We start from the raw sequence: 17,067 nt of genomic DNA, 5'->3' as shown, positions 1-17,067 counted from the left end.
GGAACCGCCCGTGTCCGTGATCGAGACCTGGTTGCGCAACCAGGAGGGCCATGCGGCCCTGGGCCCGCAGGCGGAGCGGGTGGTCCGGGTACTGGTCCGCGAGCCGCGCTTCGCGAGTTATGCCTCGGCGCGTGAAGTCGCCGAGCGCGCCGGGGCCAATACCTCCACCGTCGTACGCGCCTGCCAGCAGCTCGGCTTCGACGGATGGCCGGCTCTCCGGGAAGGCTTGCGCAGCCTCTACCTTGACGGCCTGGCCGGGGTCGGCGGCCCGTCGAACAGCGCCCAGGATGCCGCCGTCCGCATGCTGCAACGGGACGCCGCCAACCTGCAGACACTCATGACAGCGGAATCCGTCGAGGCGATTCGCGGCGTCGCCGAGGCCGTCCGCTCCGCGCGCCGCACCCTGGTGGTCGGGTCCGGCACCGCCGCGGCCCCTGCCCACGTCCTGGGACACCTGGGGGCCGTCATGGGCTACGACATCGAGCTCGCCCTCGGCGCGCCCACCGTGCAGGCCGTGCGCCTGAGCCGCCTCCAGGCCGGAGACTGCGTCATCGCCATCAGCGTGTGGCGCCTCACCCGGGCCCTGCGCGGGCTCACCCGCCTCGCCCGCGAACAAGGGGCGACGGTGTGCGTACTGACCGACCTGCACTCCTCTCCCCTCGCGGAAGACGCCGACCACCTGCTCGTGACTCCGATCGAGGGGCTGCACTCCACCCCGTCGCTGACCGCCATGGTCTCGGCGGTCCAGGCCATCGTGGCGGAACTGGGCTCCTCCGCCGACCGGCTGCGGTCGGTGGGACGCGTGGAGCACGCGTGGAACACGCTGGACCTGATGGACGACCAGCCCTGACCCGCCGACACGCCACAACCTGTCAAAGCGGTCACAGCGGTCACGGGGGCGCGAAGGGTAACACGGATCACGGGGAAAGACCCACGGTGCTGCCCGGCCCGGTCGAGGCTGGACAAGTACGCCTCCGGACCCGGCCCGGACGAACTGGCACAGGCCTTTCTCCGGTCCAGCCAGCACACCGATGCCAGTCAAGGGGCCGGGGGAGAGCACCAGCAGGTTCGCGCAGTCCTCTACGCCGCGGCAGCCGAGGCTCCCCTCCCGGCGCAGGAGCCGAGCGATCGTAGACGCCGCCGCGTACACGACGTCGGCCGGCGCACCGTACGGCGGGACGCCCCGATACCTCCGGTGCTGCGCCCGGTCCGCTGGGCGATGGGTGCGACCGGTGCCCTCACTGACCGGGGCCGATGTCGATTCATTTCTCGTCGACGCCGGAACGCTCGCCCCTCATCGCCGCTCCGCTGGTCCTGAAGGACCTTTCAATCCTCGGACGGTGGCGCCTCGTAGATGCGTGGATGGACAGGACGGCCCTTCGTCTCGAAGGAGGGTCTTGCCGTCGGCTGCGATGCCGGGGGACGAGGACTGGATCGGCTCCAGTGGGCGGCCCTGCAGGAAGCGCGGCACTGTTGTCCGGTGTCGATGGGGCGGGAGGGGTTCAGCCGAGGAGCTCGGTGATGCCCTCACGGTAGGAGGTGGCGGTGAAGCCGGGAAAACGCGTCGTGAACTTCGAGGCGTCGAAGACGTTGTCACCGCGGTAGCGCGGCAGCAGCTCCTGGACCTCTCCCATCTGCCCGACGAAGCGATCGCCGATACGGAAAGCGGCCAATGGCAGCACGGTGTACGGGATCCGGCGACCGGTGACCTGTTCGGCCACTTGGATCATCTCGGCGTAGGTGAGGCGGTGCGGGTCGACGGGCAGGTGCCAGGTCTGGCCGTAGGCGTCCGGGACGTTGCCGATCAGGGCCATAGCCCGGCTGGCGTCCGGCGTCCAGATGAGGGACCGGACGGTCTTCGCGCTGACGGGGACGAGTGGCCGCTTGCCCGCTCTGATCCGGTCGAAGACGAGCGAGTTGGTCAGGCTCTTGGTCTTTCTCGGACCGTAGAACTCCGGCGCCCGGCAGATGACGGCCTCGATCGATCCTGCGCTCACCGCGTCCAGCAGCATCGTCGCGATCTGCGCACGCACCCGCCCCTTGCGACCGTTCGGCTCGAAGCTGGTCGACTCGGTCTGCGGGATGGTCGTACCTGGGTACATGTACGTGTTGTCGAAGAAGACGAGCTTGGTGCCGTACGTCGCACAGGCGTCGATGACGTTGCGCATCATGAGGGGGAACTGCCGCTCCCACAGCTGCGCATTCATGGGCAGGCCCACGGTGAGGTAGGCGATTTCGCTGCCCTCGACGGCCCGGGCCGTGGCCTCGGGGTCCGTCAGGTCGGCCTTGACGAGCCGATCAGTGTCGTGGACCTCCGCGGGGTTGCGGCTGACCAGCCGGATGTCGTGCGTGAAGCCGCGGTACAACTCGCGGGTGAGTTCTTCGGCGATCTGCCCGTTGGCGCCCAAGACGGTCTGCATACGATTCATCACTCTTTACTCTTTCGTGTCTGCTTGATGCCCGGAAGTCACTGGAGGATCTTCAGACCCGTAGAAACGACGCGGGCGTAGCGTGCGGGTCTACACCGTCGGGTGCTCCGACCGGGACCACGTGCTCGACACGCCTACGCGATGAGCCGGAAAGCCTTCTGCCCGGCCCGGCTCCTCTCAAGGCGGCGGAGGCCCGTGGCCAACGGTCGGGCGCAGCGAGACGTCAACGGGCCGACGGCCAGTTCGGCGCAGCGCCGGCCCGGCCCGCGGGCCGGGCTGGTTGTGATCGGCGCTCTGGCCCGGCCGCGCCAACTCCTCACCCCCTGTCCATCGCTCCAGCCTCACAGCACCACCGACAGGCGGGAGCCGTCGGTGGACACCTGGCCAGCGCTACGGCGGTACTCCCCCCTGCTCGCCGCGTCCCACCCTTCTGGGAAGACGGCGGTGTCGTCGCCGGGGGCCGCGGTGGCAGCGCAGGGGATGACGTTGCGGTCGGCGGGTCCAAGACCAACACCTCGGCACGGGGTTGCCATCCGGATGGCTACTGGCCGCTCATGGTGGGCAACAAGACCATCGTGACCGTGCGGGTCCACGACAACGAGTCGTGCCGGGGGGCAAGGGCAAGGTCGTCGGCACCGTCCCGCCGGCGCGCCGCTTGGCGTTCGAGCACGGGCAGGGTGTGTACGTGCCCCGGTGACCGCAGGCGCGGGCACCGATCCCTCGGCGGGAGATACAGCACAGTGTCGGTCGCGGGTGACCGCGAGTGCATCGGCAGCGCGCGCTCCGCACGACCGTCACCCGGGTCGGCATCACCCTGCCCTTCGCGCTCTGCGTGGTCGGCCCCGGACGGAGACGGAAGATCCTCCAGGGCGTGTTCTCCTGGGCTGCTGTCAGTCTCTCGGCCGGCCCGTACCAGGGCCAGGTCCGGCTCGGCGTACGAGCCGGCCTGGACTGGACCGAGACCGAGCTCCGCCACCGGATCTGCCTCATGAGCCGGGCCCCAGCCCCCGGCACCGCCGCCCGAATCCCGGGCCGGCCGACGTGCCGCTGCCGGCGATGCCGGAGCTCATCTGGTGTGGCCGAGGCCCGGGAGCAGAGGAATCTCAGTACGGTCCACGGGTGTGGAGACGGTCGAGGTGGGCCCGGACGTAGGGGATGGCGATACCTTTGAGGGCGCCGTCCGACATGAGTCCCGGATGGAGATTGACTTCGAAGACCACCCCGCCGTTCTCAGCGGCCAGGTCCACTCCGGCGAACGGCAGCCCCATCGACGCCGCCGCGGCCACGGCCAGAGGCCGCAGATGAGCGGGCAGCCGGTCCGGCCCCAGGACGCTGGAAACCCCGCCCCGAGCGACGTTGCACGGGACGTCCGGGAGACTCTGGACGTACTCGGCTCCCCAGATCACCTCGCCCTCCAGGACCACCGCCCGGTACTGATGCCGCAAGCCGTTGGCTGCGAAGTTGCCCGCGTCCGCCGCCATCAGCCACCGCGCCCCGGATTCCGCATAACGGGCGACGGCCGCCCGCACCTGCTCAACGGCGGTGAGGTGGAAGACGTCCCGGCCGCGGAATCCGACTGCCGGCCGCGCCCAGACATCACCCCCGAGCCGTACGAAAGCCGCGACCGCCTCCTCCAGACATGGGCGGTCCAGGCAGAGCGTGGGTATCTGCGGTACACCGTGCCGCGCGAACACCTCGACGGCCAGCGCCTTGTCGCTGGCCACCCGCCAAGCCCGGGTGTCGGCGCCCAGGCACACCGTGCCGGACTCCCGCAGCAACCGCTGGAACCCCTCCAGGGCATGGCGCGCAGCCGGCGGGATCGCGTAGACGATCACCCCTGCAGGCGCCACCGCCGGCGCACGGCCCGGCACCTCCAAACGCAGTACGCCGCCGTCGACACCCGCCCGGCCCCGGCCGCCCGGAGCGAAGTCCCGCGCATCCAGCCAGACCGGATCTCGACCCGTCAGCCGCCGCACGGCCTCGGCCAGTACAGCCCCGCTCCTCAAACGGGAACTGCGGTCCGTCACCAACGCGAACCCACCGGAATCCATGACGCCATCCAATCCACAGCAGCACGCCCTATCAAGCATCGGCGGTCCCCTACGGATACGGCCTCGCCGACTGGTGAGCCCGCATATTGAGGCGTCGCGATTCCCTCCAGGATGACCGCGGCGGTCCCCTGAGCGGCTATCGCGGTGCGAGCGGCTCGCTCTAGCGGAAGATTCCCACGAGGCCATCCCCTCCCTCCGCACACGCAAACGTGCCGTCACAGCACTGGTCCCACCCGGTAGGCCTTCTGAACAGACCCAGCTGCAACTACTGGCCGGCAGCTGATGAGCGCCCGCAAAGCCACAGCCCCAGCAACTCCAGCGTCACATCATCGGCAACCATCGGAGAAGACAGACGGCTGGGCCCGGCAGCACGGTCACGACATCCTGAGCCGGGTGTCCGAACAGGTCGACACCGCCCCACACCACCAGAGTCGCGGCCGGCACACCGACGAACGTAGCGACAGCGAGGCGGATACTGGTGAGGCGGTCCGTACGACCGGGCCGCCCCCAGCAACGCGAGAACCAACCGAAGACGCGGACTACCAGAACCGGCCGGCTCCGCCGTACGGCGTGAGCCAGCCGGTGAAGAGCTGGCCGAACGGGGCCCTTCTCCTTCGCCGCGTACAGCGCGTACCGCTGATCCCCCGCACGGACCAGGCCGAACGCGTCTCCCGTACGAACACGTCCGCAGCCGACCTGGCCGAGCGAAACGGGTCTCCCAGGAAAAGCCGGCAATGGCATCCGGCACCCCGGAGCCGCCGTCTCTGGTTTCGCGGTTCAGTTCCTGCTGCTTCAGCGCCGGCAGCTGAGGTCCTTGCCCCGCTCTGCCGTTCGGTCAGGACCGCCTCGTCCCCGAACAGCGCCCTGTACGACGCCGGTCGGTGGCCTGTGCCCAGTCACACCGGATCGCGCGGTCGATCAGCTAAACGGCGACCCTGCACGCATGATCGGCATGTGTTTTGGCCACTCCGGCCCTTGTGAGCATTCCGATGCATACGAGTCCACGATTCGTCCCGTTCTTCTTCTCGAATCCGTAGAGGCACGCGGCCAGCAGCTTTGGGCCGACGTTGTACCCGCGCGAGTCCAGATAGCGTTCACAGGCGTAGGCATCGGCTTGCGCGACTGGAGCCGCTGTCAGCCACACGGCTGCGGTAGCGAGCGCGACGGCCAACGCGACAGCGACGTGGCGTAGCGGCGTTCGGATCATCAGCATGAACGGTCTCCCTGGTCCGGTGCTGCGAGTTCCAGAGGACACTGCCCGTATTTCTCGGGAGAACCGCGGAGTACCGCGTAGTGCAGACGCATTCACCCGGCGCATTCATTCGGACACGCACGCTCTCCCAGAGACGCTCTGGGGTGGAGTACTAGCGGCACACGTTGCGGTACCTCAGTAGTTGGGGCGAGCGTGCGGCGGCCAGGCTGGCCAGGGTGTCCTGGAAGGCGTGGTGATGGGGCGTCAGCGGGTACCAGGGACGCGGAGGCAGGGGGTAGTCGTCGCGCAGGACGCCCTCGGGGAGTACCCCGGTCGCGGGCAGCGGTGAGGTCTCGCCTGGGTGGGCAAGGTATGCCCAGACTCCGCTGTCCAGCGGCACCACGGTCCCCTCGTCTGACCGCCAGGGTGTGCCCGTGAGCGGGTGCCGGGGGACGAGGAGGATGTCGGGACGGGGGTGGCGCAGGTGGATCGCGGGGCCGGCCAGTCCCACGGACCTGGCCTGTGGTCCGGCGGGAAGATACTGCTCGACGGCGTAGCCGAGCAGCTCGGCGACGGGGCCGACGGGGAGGAGCACCGGGCGGCCCTCGGTGGCTGCCACGAGGTGGGCCAGTGCGACGCCGATCGCAGCTTCCCAGCGGCGGCTCCACCTTCCGTCAGGTTCGACGGGTGGGACGCGGTTGTCGGCGTGCTGCAGATCGTCCCAGTCGGGGGGCGAAAGGGTGGGCGGTCCGGTGCGGAGTCGTACGACTGCCTCGGGTTCCAGCCACACCGTTTGCCACGATCCGCAGTCGTCCACGCGCGTCGCTACGGCCTGCCCGCACCCCTCGCAGGCCAGGTTGGGTCCGGCCCGGCCATCCACGCCCCGGCAGTAGCCCTCGCACTTTTCGGGAATCAGAGCCATGTTCCTGGAGTCACCCGGGGCGATCACGATTCTGTTCCGTGCACCGAAGGAGACGGAATACGTCGGGGCGTACACGCCCTGTCGGGCAGCCGCGTCCTCTCCGACTTCGTCCCACAGCCGCCATGGTGGTCCGGTGGGCTGGGGGTCCACGGCATAGGTCGCGGATTCCATCAGCGGAGGATGGAGTTCTTCCCACCCACCGTGGTGGGTGTGGACGGGGAGGGCGACCTGGGACACCGGCGCCGTCAGCTCCGTGCCGCACCCGGCACAGGCAAACACGTGCAAACAAACTCTCCCTCGGCTCAGTTCCCCGGGGATTGTGCCTCTCCCCCAACGGGAATTCCATCGAATTTCTGCACGGCTTCGGGGCACGGCTTCGGGGCACGGCTTTTGGTTCACCTCTCCGCTCGCGTCATGTTCACAGCGTGATCCTGCTATGCGGGAGCGATCGGAGCGAGGCGGATGGGGAGTGGCTGCTGCCTGCGGCAGATGCGGAACGGCTTGAATTTGACGACAACTTCCCGCTCGACCGGGTGAGGTTCGATGCGAGGGTGTCGGGGCGGCCGGGTGAGACGGCGGACCATCAGGGTGATGGTGGTCCAGGCCAGATGTGCTTCGCTGTGGGAGATCAGACGCTCATAATCGCGTACATTTCTGCGAGCCCGCATGATCCAGGAGATCGCCCGTTCTACCCGGCACCGCTTGCCAAGGACAGCGAAGCCCTTCTGTCCCTTCCTGCGGGGGACCGTCTTCAGAGTGAGGCCGAGGACGGTGTCGGCCCAGGTGATGAGAGTGCCGCCATAGGCGGAGTCCGCCCAGGCCACGGTGATTTCAGGATGGGTGATCTTCAGGCGGAACAGCAGGTCCCGGGCGGCGAGACTGTCGTGCTGGGAGACCGGAGTGACCATGACGGCCACAGGCATTCCCCGCATGTCGACGCCCATATGCCGTTTCCGCCCGTTGATCACCATTCCGGCATCGAAACCGCGCGACGCGCTGCCGACCGTCTCGGCCCCCTTGACCGACTGCGAGTCCAAGATCACCGCCACGGTCCGCGGGTTGATCCCGCCGTGAAGCCATACCAGCTCGTACGGGCACGCATGCATGCGGGCCAGGTCTCCGCGCGCCCTCCCCCGCTGGAAGAACCCGAAGACGGTGCGCCACGGAACACCGAAGTCGATGGGCACGCTGCGCCATGTGATGCCGTTGTCGTTGACGTACCGGATCGCATCGCATCGCATCGGCCGTATCGCGCCGCGGATGCTTCTCCGGGCGACCGTCCGCAGGAAGCTGGCATGCGGCCACCGGCAACAACGGCTCCAGGACCGCCCACTCCGCGTCAGTGGTGTCGCTGGGGTAGTGCCGCCCGCGCACCGCCAAAGGCTCCCCGGCCCGGGCCATGGCTGTTCAGCATTCTATCCGGGTGAGGACTTCCAGAGTGGCCTTCACGCCTCCGAGCTGTTCCGGGACCAGGCGGGCCCACTCGTCGTCGGGTGTGCGGCGGGCATGCGGGGCGACGAACCCGGCGGTGAAGTTCGCGATCCGGTGCAGCTCCGCCCGGAAGATCGCCCGTTCGTACGCGATCCGCACCCCTGGCTCCTCGGAAAGCTGGAAGCCGGGCCGCCGGTTGTGGGTCACCGGCGGCAGCCCTTCCTTGACCGCGACCCTGCGCAGTAACCGGATGCCCGTCCAGACCTGGGAGGGGGAACGCTTCGTCGCCAGTACGAGCTGGTGGAGGGTCAGCCCGGCGGGCCGCGCCTCCTGGAAGGCTTTGCGTACTGCCTCGCCGTGCACATGGGCGGGCAGCCCCGCCCGCTTCATGACTACTGGCCCCGCACCAACTGCGCGAGGGTCTCGTCCAGGTCGACCTTGCCGGTCGAGACGGCTGTTTCGATCCAGTCGGCCGTCGCCCGAATCTTCTCCAGGTGCCGCAGGATCAGGGACAACTGGGCCTCGGTGAGCTCCTGGCCGCGCAACCGCGGCACCGGCCGGCTGGACCCGGCCACGAACCCCTGGCAGACACCGACCAAGTCGGTGAAGTCCATAGAGCGGTGGAAACTCAGCACGATGCGCACCGGGTCCTCAACATCCTCCTCGTCTTCCTCGGGGTAGGTGTCGAAGTCGTCCTCGAAGCCCTCCCCTTCCACCTTGGCCAGGTCGAACTGGGCCTGCTTCACCAGCTCCCTCACCCGGCTGTCGCGCAGCGCCCGGAACGCGATCTCGGGGTGGTGCAGCAGGTCGCACGCCGCCTGCGCGGCCACCGTGTCGTCCTGCGCCAGGTCCAGGATGGTGCCGGCCTTCTCCTCGATGGTGACCGGCGCCGCCGTCGCCCAGCCCGCCAACCGCTTCGCCGCGTCCCCGCTCCACTCGCACAAGGCCCGTGCGGTCATTGCGGGGCGGGTGCTTGATCTGCTCGAACGCATCTGGCGCAACCGCAGAAGCCACTCGCGGGTGTATCCACGCCGTCCAGGAATATGGGCGGCATGGATTCGAACAGAGACCATGTGCTTGACGACCTCGTCCACTGGCGTGGCGAACTCGCCGACCTCGTGGAAGCCGCCCGCCACGTGGATGCGTCGGCCACCGCCCTCGTGGACCGCACCGCGATCGCGGCCGTACTGGAGAAGGCCGCCGACGGGCAGGTGGGACTCGACGAGCTCACGGCCTGGGCCCAGACGGTGCATTTCGTCGACGGCTTGGGCATCGAAGACGGCCACGAAGACCTGCTGACCCAGTTCCTCTTCGAGATCTCCACGCCCGAACTCTTCGAACCGGTGACGAGCGAGGTCTGCCATCGATGGCTGAGCAGAGTTCGATCTTCACTCGCGACACCGCCGGCAACCGGACTATGAGCGTCAAGCTCACCCCGCCGTCGAGGCGTACCGCCGGGGAGAACGGGTCGCCACCCGCTCGTACCCGGACACGGCCGTGGCCACGAGCAAGGAGAGCGAGCGCTGCTCCTCCTCCGGCACGCGAAGCGCCTGCGACCGTAGGCCTCGCGGAGGGGCTGTGGGGCTTCGGAGATGCGGTGTGGCTTCGGGACTGCCGTTTGAGGACTGCATGGGACGATCGGTCGGTGACTCGACTCATCAATCATGACCGCTCCCTTGAGGAGCTTGAGCATGACCGTCGGCCGACCCCGCCGGGCGGAGAAACCCGGCTTCTGGCGACCGTACGCGAGCTTCGGCGCAAGCCGGTCGGCGACCTGGCCGTCGAAGACATGCGAATGCTGATCAGGCAGGACGTGGGACTCGCCTATCTCTTGCCGCTGGCAGTGGAGGCTCTGCGGGCCGACCCCATGGCGGAAGGCGACCTGTACGAGGGCGATCTGCTGGCTGCCGTGCTCACCCGCGGGTCCGAAGTCTGGCGTGCGTTTCCCGATCTCGGGCGGGAGCTCCGCCTGATCGCCTCGGGGTTGACCGATCTGCCGCCTGCCCTGAAACACGAGGTCGAGGGCTTCCTGGCTCGATAGGCCACCGACAGCAGTCACCTGCCGGCGCAAGCTACGACGGGCTGGCTGCGGTAGGCCGGCCCTCGGGCTCGCCCCCGCCGTACGGTTCACTCAACGGCCAGGCCCACCGCGCGCCAGGCACTGCACATGGCCGGCGGCGGCGAGCAGATACGGATACACCTGTCCAACCGCTACGGCCGCACTCCCCTGGCCGTCGCCGAGGCCCGGGCAGCCGGGCGGCAGAGCGCTGACGAAACTGTGGCCGAGACCGACACCGTCTTGCGTTTCGCGGGAGCCGGGCACGTGACGGTCCTGGCGGGTGAGGAGGTCGTCAGCGACCCCGCCGACCTGTCCGCCCGGGCCGGCGCCGAACTCGTTCTCAGCCTCCATCTACCACAGGACACCGGTCTCGCCACCTACTCGCACATGCCCGCCGAGACCGCCTATGTCGCCGGCGGCAACCAGGCCGGCTCCGCGAGCCTCTCCGGAACCGAGCAGGTTCACGGGCGGTTCTACGTGACCGGGGTCGGCGTCCTCACGGCCGAGAACGCGGCGGTCGCCGTCGCGTTCGGGGACTCCTGGTTCGCGGGAGTCGGCACCACCCACGGCGCCAACCAGCGCTCGGTCGACGCGCTCAACCGACGCCTGGAGCACGGCTGGACCGTCAACCAGGGCATCGCCGGCAACCGGCTGCTCACCGACGAGATCGGCGAACACGCTCTCGCGCGCTTCGAGCGGGATGTGCTGTCCGTGCCGGGCGCCACCCGTGTACTGGTGAACTTCGGCATCAACGATGTGGGCCTGCCCGGCATGCTCGGCCTGCCTCCTGCCACCACTGACACACTGATGGCCGGTTTCGCCGAACTCGCCCGTCGCGCGCACGACGCCGACCTGGCGATCCACGCGGCGACCATCGGCCCCTTCGCCGGCGCCGTCTACCCCGGACACAACACCCCCGAGGGCCTCGCCGCACGACGCCGGGTCAACGAGTGGATCCGTACCAGCGGCGCCTTCGATGCCGTCCTCGACGTCGCACGCGCCGTGGAGGACCCCGACCGGCCAGACCACCTCCGCCCAGAATTCGACAGCGGAGACGGCATGCACCTCAACGACGCTGGGGCCCGCGCCATGGCCGCGACCGTCGATCTCCGCGCACTCAGCCTCTGACTCCTGGGACTCGGCCCGCGAGTCCTCCCCCCCCCGGGGCTTCGCAGGCGGTCAGGTCGTCAAGATCGCGGGCGCCCTCGTTCGCAGCGAGTGTCGCCAGGTGCGCCCTCCGGTGTCGGGGCTCCTAGGGCAGGGCCGACTCGCCTGGGGACTCCTACGATCTGCGCAATCCGGTCCACGAAGCGCTCGTCGTATTCCCGGTAGCCGTTCGCGGACCGGCCCTCGACGATCAGGCCCTGTTCCTCGTAGTAGCGCAGCAGCCGGCGCGACGTGTTGGCGCGCTCCGGCAGCTCTCCAATACGCACGTGATCCCCGCCGTCGACTCTCTCTTGACCTTCACATCCATGTGATGGTTGGAGTCTATCCGCTCAGCGAAACCACCGCCCGCAGCAGCCGTGAGGTGAGCTCTGTTGGACAACCAGCTCTACGACTACAGCCCGATCATCGAACGTGAGCCGATCCACTGGCCCGGCGGCGCCCGGGTCGCCTTCTACGTAGGGCTGAACATCGAGCACTACCGGATCGACCGCCCCGCGACGAGCACCTTCCCGGACACCGCAGGGCTGGCTCCCGACCCGCTGAACTACGGCTGGCGCGACTACGGCCCCCGGGTAGGCATCTGGCGACTGATCGACAGCCTCGACCGGCACCGGATTCCCGCGAGCGCACTGCTCAACTCCGACGCCGCCGAGCGCTACCCCCAGATCATCGAGGCGGGGCGGGCCCGGAAGTGGGCGTGGCTCGCCCACGGCAAGAACAACTCCACCTTCCAAGCCGACATGCCTCTCGAAGAGGAACGCGCCTACCTGGCCGAGGTGATCGGCACCATCGAGCGGGCCACCGGCCAGCGCCCCCGCGGCTGGATGGGTCCGGCCCTCACCGAGACCTTCCACACCCCGGCGCTGCTCGCCGAACTCGGCCTGACCTACGTACTGGACTGGACCAGCGACGACCAGCCGTACCGGCTGAACGTCCCCGGCATGTTCAGCGTGCCCTACTCCGTGGAGCTCAACGACATCGGCCTCTTCGTCAGCAAGGGATTCACCGGCCCGGACTTCGTCCAGATCGTCAAGGACCAACTCGACCAGCTCCACGCCGACTCGGCCGAAAGCGGCCGGGTGATGGCACTGGCCCTCCACCCGTTCGTCACCGGCCAGCCCTTCCGCCACCGGTACCTCGATCAGGCACTGGAATACATCGCCGACCACCCCGGAGTGTGGCTGACGACCAGCGACGAGATCGCCGACCACTACGCCCGGACTGCTACCACCCCGGCTCCAAGAAGCGGTCACCGACGAGACGGGGCACGACCTCCAGAAGACCCCGACGCCGCGGAACAGGTGCGTTCCTGAACTCCCGGCTGCCGGGGGCGGGACGGCAGCCGGCGCGAGGCTCGTGGCGAGAGTCGACAGGCATCTTTACGGCGGCGCCGGTGGCAGGAGTTGGCAGGAAGAGCTCGCGCAGGGTGGCCTCCATGCCGATCGAGACCGACGACCTGGGCGAGCTGTTCGAGTACGGCGCGGCGGGCTGCGGTTTCTCCGCCCCCATGGGGACGGGGTCGCTTCTTCGCGGCGTTCGCTCTGGAGCGGTGTCGGTGTCGGTGTCGGTGTCGGTGTACAAGCGGTACCTGTCCCGCCGGATGCGACGCCACGTGGTGCCCGCCGCACAGGAGTTCAGGCACTGTCGGGCCAGGAGAAGCCGAGTTCCTCGGCGCGCTCGCGGGTGCCGCCGCACACCTGACCGTAGGTTTTCGGGTCTTCCTCGGCGAGCCGGCGCAGGGCGGCGGCTGCCTGTGTCTCAGGTGGGGTGCCGTCGTCCGGTACGACCCAACAGAACTGGAGTGGAAGGCCGTCCGGTTGCCCTGAGCCGAGTCCCGGCGCGTATCCGAAGGTCACCACGGTGGTGTCCGGGTCGTCGAAGCCGCTGCTGATCCAGCCCCGTTTCGCGTCCCACCGGCTCAGTAGATCTGGCCGCTCGACCAGCCCGGCTTTGATCAGTCGGGCCGTGGTGCGGGCCGGCCAGGACCAGGAGCGGTCGGCCTCGGCACGGGCGATCTCCGTGTCGTAGGCGACGGCGTCGAACCGGTAGTCAGCCAGTTCTCGGGCCTGGGGCGCAGAGGACGGCCGCCGCCAGTTCTCCCACACCACCTGGTCTCCGTCGCGTCGGATGGTGACGTAGAGCGCCCCGCAGCATCCCTCGGTGCAGTAGGCCTCCGCGAGCTGTACCTCGCTGGGCTCCGGGCCGGCCCGGAGCCGGCCGTCGTCCAGCAGGAATTCGGGGCTGTTGGCCGGGCCGCGGGCGAAGATCGCCGGGACCACGGGGCGTCCGTCGAGGAGGATGCGGGTCTCGACGGGCTCCCGGTCCACGGGGTCGCCCGCCACCACCTCGACACTCAGGCCGCCGGGCGTCGCAAGGAGCTCGAAGGGGCGCCGGCCCGTGCGCCGTATCCACCCGGCCCGCAGCCGCTGATCGGCTTCGCCCGCCTCGGTGTCCGGCAGCGAGGTCCATGGAGGCTCGTTCAACAGCCGCGCGAGGGATTCCAGCAGCGTCACACGCCGTCCGGCGGGCCAGTCCAGCAGCACACCGGAGCCGCTGCTCAGGTTCAAGGCGAGCGAGAGCAGGGTGGCGTGGTTGTCGACGGTGGGCGGCAGGATGCCGGCCCGTGAGATGACGCTCTCGTACAAGGTGGGCGCGTCACGGTAGGCGAGCAGGTCGGTCAGGTCGTCGCGCGCGCCGCCCGTCCGGACCAGGAGCCTGGCCGCCCGGGTGAGCAGAGCAGTGTCGCAGGGGTGCTGGTCGAGCAGGTCGGGCAGCCGGGCGGCCTCTGCGATCCGGCGGGCGGTGGCGGCGCCGAGGAAGCGTGGTCCGGTGGGGAAGGCGAGCAGTTCCGAGCGGATGGCCTGCTGGTCCCCGGCCCACAGAGCGCGGACGAGTGGCCGCAGTTCATCGCGGCGCGCGTAAACGGCGAGCCAGACGACGGCTGCGCGCCGGCGATCCATCATGTCGAGGGCATCGACAGCCTGGAGGGTGAACTCCCGGAACAAGCCGAGAACCGAGAGATACGGAACGTCCTCGGGCTCGCCGAGACGGATGAGCAGGGCAAGGCCGGCAGTGACGGCGGGCTGCGCGGTCCCGGTCCGAGTGAGATGCCGGCCCAGGGCCCGGGCCGCTTCCCGCTGATCGTCTGGCAGCGGCAGGTCGACGACGGCAGCCCGAATAAGGGGCAATTGGCTGCGGCTCAGGCTGAGTTGGGCGAAACGGCGGTGCAGGGTCGCTGAGTCTTTCGGCAGAGGATTCAGCGCTTCCCGGATAGCGCTCCGCGCCTCCTCGCGGGACAGCGGAACCCCGCTCGATTCGGACCGCTGCGGGAGGGAGAAGCCGCGCCGAGGCGGAATCCCGTCGGGGCACTGATTAAGCAGGCGATGCGCTTGGTCGTACAAGGCAGGCGGAAGGGTGAGCGCGTCGCGCTCCTCCTGGGCGCTCACCGGGCGAAGGGGAACTCGATTCCGTAGGTCATACGCGCAGCCTGTCAGCCCTGTCCGCGCCCTGTCGAGGAAATTAGATTCCGGCGGCGTCCGGCATCGGCGTTGACGTCCGCCATCGGCAGAAGCCAATGGTGTCGACGCCGAGGAAGAATGGTGGTGTCGCCGTCCTTCCAGCGGCCGACCAGGCCGGCGGTCTTCTTCCCGGTGAATTCACCGGAGCTGATCAGGGCGGCATCGGTTCAGCCCTTGTCCGCGTCGGCCGGCCGGTCCCCGCTGCCCGTGAGCGCGGCTCTACGAGGCGGCGCGACTCGCGCGGCCTCGGTAAGCGACTTCAGCGCTGCACCAGGAGATCAATGGCGACCTCCAGCCGTTCGAGGTAGAGCTCCCGTGACGCGGTCTGATGTTTGAGGCCGATCGATGCGCTGATCATCGTCTGCGCGAGAGGGGAGGCTGTCTCTCGTCCTGACTCGACAGCGATCGCGTCTGTGATCAGTTCCTCGAAGCGTCGCGGCGTGGTCTGGACGATCTCTCCGAGGAGGTCGGGATTGTCCTCGATGACCACGGCAACATCGCGCGCCAGCGGACCGATATAGCGGCCCGCCCAATGGTCGAACGATTCGACGAGGCGCTCCGGGAGGGGTCGGCCGATGTCGGCCAGGACGTGTTCGACCGCGGTGATGTCACGCTCCAAAGCCTGGGTGACCGCGGCACGGAACAGAGTCTCCTTCGAGGAGAAGAGGAAGTAGAGCCCGGGCCGGGAGATGTGCGCGGCCCGCGCCACCTCATCCATCGAGGTCTTCCGGTAACCGAATCGCGCGAACGTGACCATGGCGGAGTCCAGAACCATGGACCGCCGGTCGGTATCGGCGACGGGCGACGGCGGGTGGCCAGCATCGGGACTGCTCATGAAACGAGCATACGAGCGAGAGCCGCACTATACAAATAGCGTCTAGTGCGTATAGTCGCCGCCATGGCTGCTCGCGAACCCATCTCCACGTCCTTCACCGCCTCCAGCACCGCGGACGAGGTACTGCGGGGCGTCGACCTCACCGGCGTCCGCGCGATCGTGACGGGAGGTTCCTCCGGAATCGGGATCGAGACGGCTCGTGCGTTGACGGCCGCCGGGGCGGAGGTGACGCTCGCCGTCCGGAACACGACTGCGGGTGGCGCCGTCGCCGAGACGATCGAGAAGTCGACCCAAGGGATCCGGCCCCGAGTTGTCCACCTCGACCTCGCCGACAGGGCCACCGTTACGCGATTCGTCAACGCGTGGGACGGCCCGCTTCACCTGCTGATCAACAACGCGGGTGTAGTCACCGGTGACCTCGAACGAACACTTGAGGGGTGGGAGTTGCAATTCGCGACGAACCACGTCGGCCACTTCGCCCTGGCCACCGGACTGCATGACGCCCTGGCCCGGGGAGCGGCCGACCGCGACGGAGCGCGGATCGTATCGGTCAGTTCGACGGCGCACATGCGTTCCGGCATCGACTTCGACGACCTCCACTTCGAGCGTCGCAGCTACGACCCGCAGATTGCCTACGCCCAGTCCAAGACGGCGAACTCCCTCTTCGCCGTCGAGGCGACCCGTCTCTGGGCGTCCGACGGCATCACTGCCAATGCGGTGAACCCCGGCGGTGTCGCGACGGGACTGCAGCGGAACTTCACACTGCGGCAGAAGGAGTCACTCGACGCGGCTGAGGCCGCCGGAGTCTTCACGTACAAAACGGTCGAACAGGGAGCCGCCACCAGCATCGTCGCGGCCGTCGCCCCCGAGTTCGCTCACTCCGGAGGCCACTACCTCGACGACGCACAAGAGGCCTACACCGTGCCGAACGACGCCGACCTCGCGCGGCACCCGCACGGCGTCAAGGAATGGGCGCTCGACCCGGCCACCGCCAAGCGCCTCTGGGCTGTCTCGGCCGACCTGCTCCGCGCCTGACCTCTCCGCGCCTGACCTCTCCGTGCCTGATCTCTCCGCGCTTGGCCTCTCCACGTGACTGAGACGGCGGCGTCGCCGAGTGCGAGTCGTGAACGACTTCGGCTGTGCGCAGTTCAGCGGCATCGAACCGGATACGTGCCCCCGGAGTCGGCCAAGCCCGTGCGCGTCTCGCCGGCCCTGGTCGGCGAGTAGCACTCGCGTCGCCGCCGTCCCCGGCGGCGCCCCGGTCTGCTCAGGAAGGTCAGAAGTTGTAGGGCTTCTTGGTGTTCCAGTTCAGGACGTCGGCTTCGGTCCAGTTGAACTGGGGGTTGTCGCCCTTGGTGTCGACGGAGCAGGAGGGGCCGTTGTGGCCGTCTGTGCCGCGCAGGGCGAGGGCGAAGGTGTTGGCGGTGTGGTGCTTGGAGCCGTAGTCGAAGAGGTTGACCGCG

Annotated in this window: 14 protein-coding genes and 2 pseudogenes; 6 read left to right on the top strand and 10 right to left on the bottom strand. The window is 68.9% G+C overall.

Going from position 1 to position 17,067, the window contains the following annotated elements:
- Nucleotides 1-10: 10 nt before the first annotated feature.
- Nucleotides 11-850, top strand: a complete 840-nt coding sequence (locus tag AB0I22_RS33555) for a MurR/RpiR family transcriptional regulator (RefSeq protein ID WP_363134777.1) — start codon at nucleotides 11-13, stop codon at nucleotides 848-850.
- 652 nt (nucleotides 851-1,502) lie between these two features.
- Here the strand turns inward: AB0I22_RS33555 and AB0I22_RS33550 are convergent.
- The 6 genes from AB0I22_RS33550 to AB0I22_RS33525 form a co-directional block, all read right to left on the bottom strand.
- Nucleotides 1,503-2,420 carry an NAD-dependent epimerase/dehydratase family protein gene (locus tag AB0I22_RS33550; RefSeq protein WP_363134776.1) on the bottom strand — a complete coding sequence of 306 codons (918 nt, stop codon included), beginning with the start codon at nucleotides 2,418-2,420 and terminating at the stop codon, nucleotides 1,503-1,505.
- 1,112 nt (nucleotides 2,421-3,532) lie between these two features.
- Complete coding sequence (locus AB0I22_RS33545; RefSeq protein WP_363134775.1) at nucleotides 3,533-4,480, bottom strand: alpha-L-glutamate ligase; 948 nt, start codon at nucleotides 4,478-4,480, stop codon at nucleotides 3,533-3,535.
- Nucleotides 4,481-5,844: 1,364 nt separating this feature from the next.
- Nucleotides 5,845-6,594: a hypothetical protein gene (locus AB0I22_RS33540; protein ID WP_363134774.1), complete on the bottom strand. Its 750-nt coding sequence runs from the start codon at nucleotides 6,592-6,594 to the stop codon at nucleotides 5,845-5,847.
- 434 nt (nucleotides 6,595-7,028) lie between these two features.
- Nucleotides 7,029-7,835, bottom strand: a complete 807-nt coding sequence (locus AB0I22_RS33535) for a transposase (protein WP_363134773.1) — start codon at nucleotides 7,833-7,835, stop codon at nucleotides 7,029-7,031.
- A 166-nt stretch (nucleotides 7,836-8,001) separates the two neighbouring features.
- Nucleotides 8,002-8,415: a hypothetical protein gene (locus tag AB0I22_RS33530; RefSeq protein ID WP_363134772.1), complete on the bottom strand. Its 414-nt coding sequence runs from the start codon at nucleotides 8,413-8,415 to the stop codon at nucleotides 8,002-8,004.
- Nucleotides 8,416-8,417: 2 nt separating this feature from the next.
- A complete protein-coding gene (locus AB0I22_RS33525) occupies nucleotides 8,418-8,984 on the bottom strand; it encodes a DUF6192 family protein (RefSeq protein WP_363134771.1) in 567 nt (188 codons plus the stop codon).
- Between the two features lie 93 nt (nucleotides 8,985-9,077).
- Between AB0I22_RS33525 and AB0I22_RS33520 the strand changes: the two genes are divergently transcribed.
- The 3 genes from AB0I22_RS33520 to AB0I22_RS33510 all read left to right on the top strand — a co-directional run bounded on the left by AB0I22_RS33520 (nucleotide 9,078) and on the right by AB0I22_RS33510 (nucleotide 11,212).
- Nucleotides 9,078-9,446 carry a hypothetical protein gene (locus AB0I22_RS33520; RefSeq protein ID WP_363134770.1) on the top strand — a complete coding sequence of 123 codons (369 nt, stop codon included), beginning with the start codon at nucleotides 9,078-9,080 and terminating at the stop codon, nucleotides 9,444-9,446.
- A gap of 224 nt (nucleotides 9,447-9,670) precedes the next feature.
- Nucleotides 9,671-10,066 (top strand): contact-dependent growth inhibition system immunity protein, encoded by a 396-nt coding sequence (locus AB0I22_RS33515; RefSeq protein WP_363134769.1) that lies wholly within the window; start codon nucleotides 9,671-9,673, stop codon nucleotides 10,064-10,066.
- Between the two features lie 126 nt (nucleotides 10,067-10,192).
- A complete protein-coding gene (locus AB0I22_RS33510) occupies nucleotides 10,193-11,212 on the top strand; it encodes a GDSL-type esterase/lipase family protein (protein WP_363134768.1) in 1,020 nt (339 codons plus the stop codon).
- Nucleotides 11,213-11,370: 158 nt separating this feature from the next.
- Here the strand turns inward: AB0I22_RS33510 and AB0I22_RS33505 are convergent.
- Nucleotides 11,371-11,517, bottom strand: a pseudogene (locus AB0I22_RS33505) (MerR family transcriptional regulator); the annotation flags it as partial.
- 105 nt (nucleotides 11,518-11,622) lie between these two features.
- Here AB0I22_RS33505 and AB0I22_RS33500 point away from each other — a divergent pair.
- Nucleotides 11,623-12,564, top strand: coding sequence for a polysaccharide deacetylase family protein (locus AB0I22_RS33500; protein WP_363134767.1), 942 nt, complete (start codon nucleotides 11,623-11,625; stop codon nucleotides 12,562-12,564).
- A gap of 321 nt (nucleotides 12,565-12,885) precedes the next feature.
- On the opposite strand, the gene AB0I22_RS33495 is transcribed toward AB0I22_RS33500, so the two are convergent.
- The gene (locus AB0I22_RS33495) at nucleotides 12,886-14,439 is read right to left on the bottom strand and encodes a hypothetical protein (RefSeq protein WP_363134766.1); all 1,554 of its coding nucleotides are present in this window, start codon (nucleotides 14,437-14,439) and stop codon (nucleotides 12,886-12,888) included.
- 589 nt (nucleotides 14,440-15,028) lie between these two features.
- Nucleotides 15,029-15,526, bottom strand: coding sequence for a TetR/AcrR family transcriptional regulator (locus tag AB0I22_RS33490; protein WP_363134827.1), 498 nt, complete (start codon nucleotides 15,524-15,526; stop codon nucleotides 15,029-15,031).
- Between the two features lie 141 nt (nucleotides 15,527-15,667).
- Here AB0I22_RS33490 and AB0I22_RS33485 point away from each other — a divergent pair, with 141 nt between their 5' ends.
- Complete coding sequence (locus AB0I22_RS33485; protein ID WP_363134765.1) at nucleotides 15,668-16,639, top strand: SDR family NAD(P)-dependent oxidoreductase; 972 nt, start codon at nucleotides 15,668-15,670, stop codon at nucleotides 16,637-16,639.
- A 241-nt stretch (nucleotides 16,640-16,880) separates the two neighbouring features.
- On the opposite strand, the pseudogene AB0I22_RS33480 reads toward AB0I22_RS33485, so the two are convergent.
- Nucleotides 16,881-17,067: pseudogene (locus AB0I22_RS33480) on the bottom strand (hypothetical protein); the annotation flags it as partial.

Origin of the sequence: Streptomyces sp. NPDC050610 (assembly GCF_040654875.1) — a bacterium.
GTDB lineage: Bacteria > Actinomycetota > Actinomycetes > Streptomycetales > Streptomycetaceae > Streptomyces.
The sequence above is the reverse complement of the archived record's forward strand: the minus strand, read 5'-3'. Positions and strand labels throughout refer to the sequence as shown.

Bases quoted from the DNA above. Each gene is read 5' to 3' on its own strand.
- AB0I22_RS33535 (WP_363134773.1), bottom strand. From the start codon at position 7,835: ATGCGATGCGATGCGATCCGGTACGTCAACGACAACGGCATCACATGG.
- AB0I22_RS33545 (WP_363134775.1), bottom strand. From the start codon at position 4,480: ATGGATTCCGGTGGGTTCGCGTTGGTGACGGACCGCAGTTCCCGTTTG.
- AB0I22_RS33550 (WP_363134776.1), bottom strand. From the start codon at position 2,420: ATGCAGACCGTCTTGGGCGCCAACGGGCAGATCGCCGAAGAACTCACC.
- AB0I22_RS33530 (WP_363134772.1), bottom strand. From the start codon at position 8,415: ATGAAGCGGGCGGGGCTGCCCGCCCATGTGCACGGCGAGGCAGTACGC.
- AB0I22_RS33485 (WP_363134765.1), top strand. From the start codon at position 15,668: ATGGCTGCTCGCGAACCCATCTCCACGTCCTTCACCGCCTCCAGCACC.
- AB0I22_RS33520 (WP_363134770.1), top strand. From the start codon at position 9,078: ATGGATTCGAACAGAGACCATGTGCTTGACGACCTCGTCCACTGGCGT.
- AB0I22_RS33525 (WP_363134771.1), bottom strand. From the start codon at position 8,984: ATGACCGCACGGGCCTTGTGCGAGTGGAGCGGGGACGCGGCGAAGCGG.
- AB0I22_RS33490 (WP_363134827.1), bottom strand. From the start codon at position 15,526: ATGGTCACGTTCGCGCGATTCGGTTACCGGAAGACCTCGATGGATGAG.
- AB0I22_RS33510 (WP_363134768.1), top strand. From the start codon at position 10,193: ATGGCCGGCGGCGGCGAGCAGATACGGATACACCTGTCCAACCGCTAC.
- AB0I22_RS33540 (WP_363134774.1), bottom strand. From the start codon at position 6,594: ATGGCTCTGATTCCCGAAAAGTGCGAGGGCTACTGCCGGGGCGTGGAT.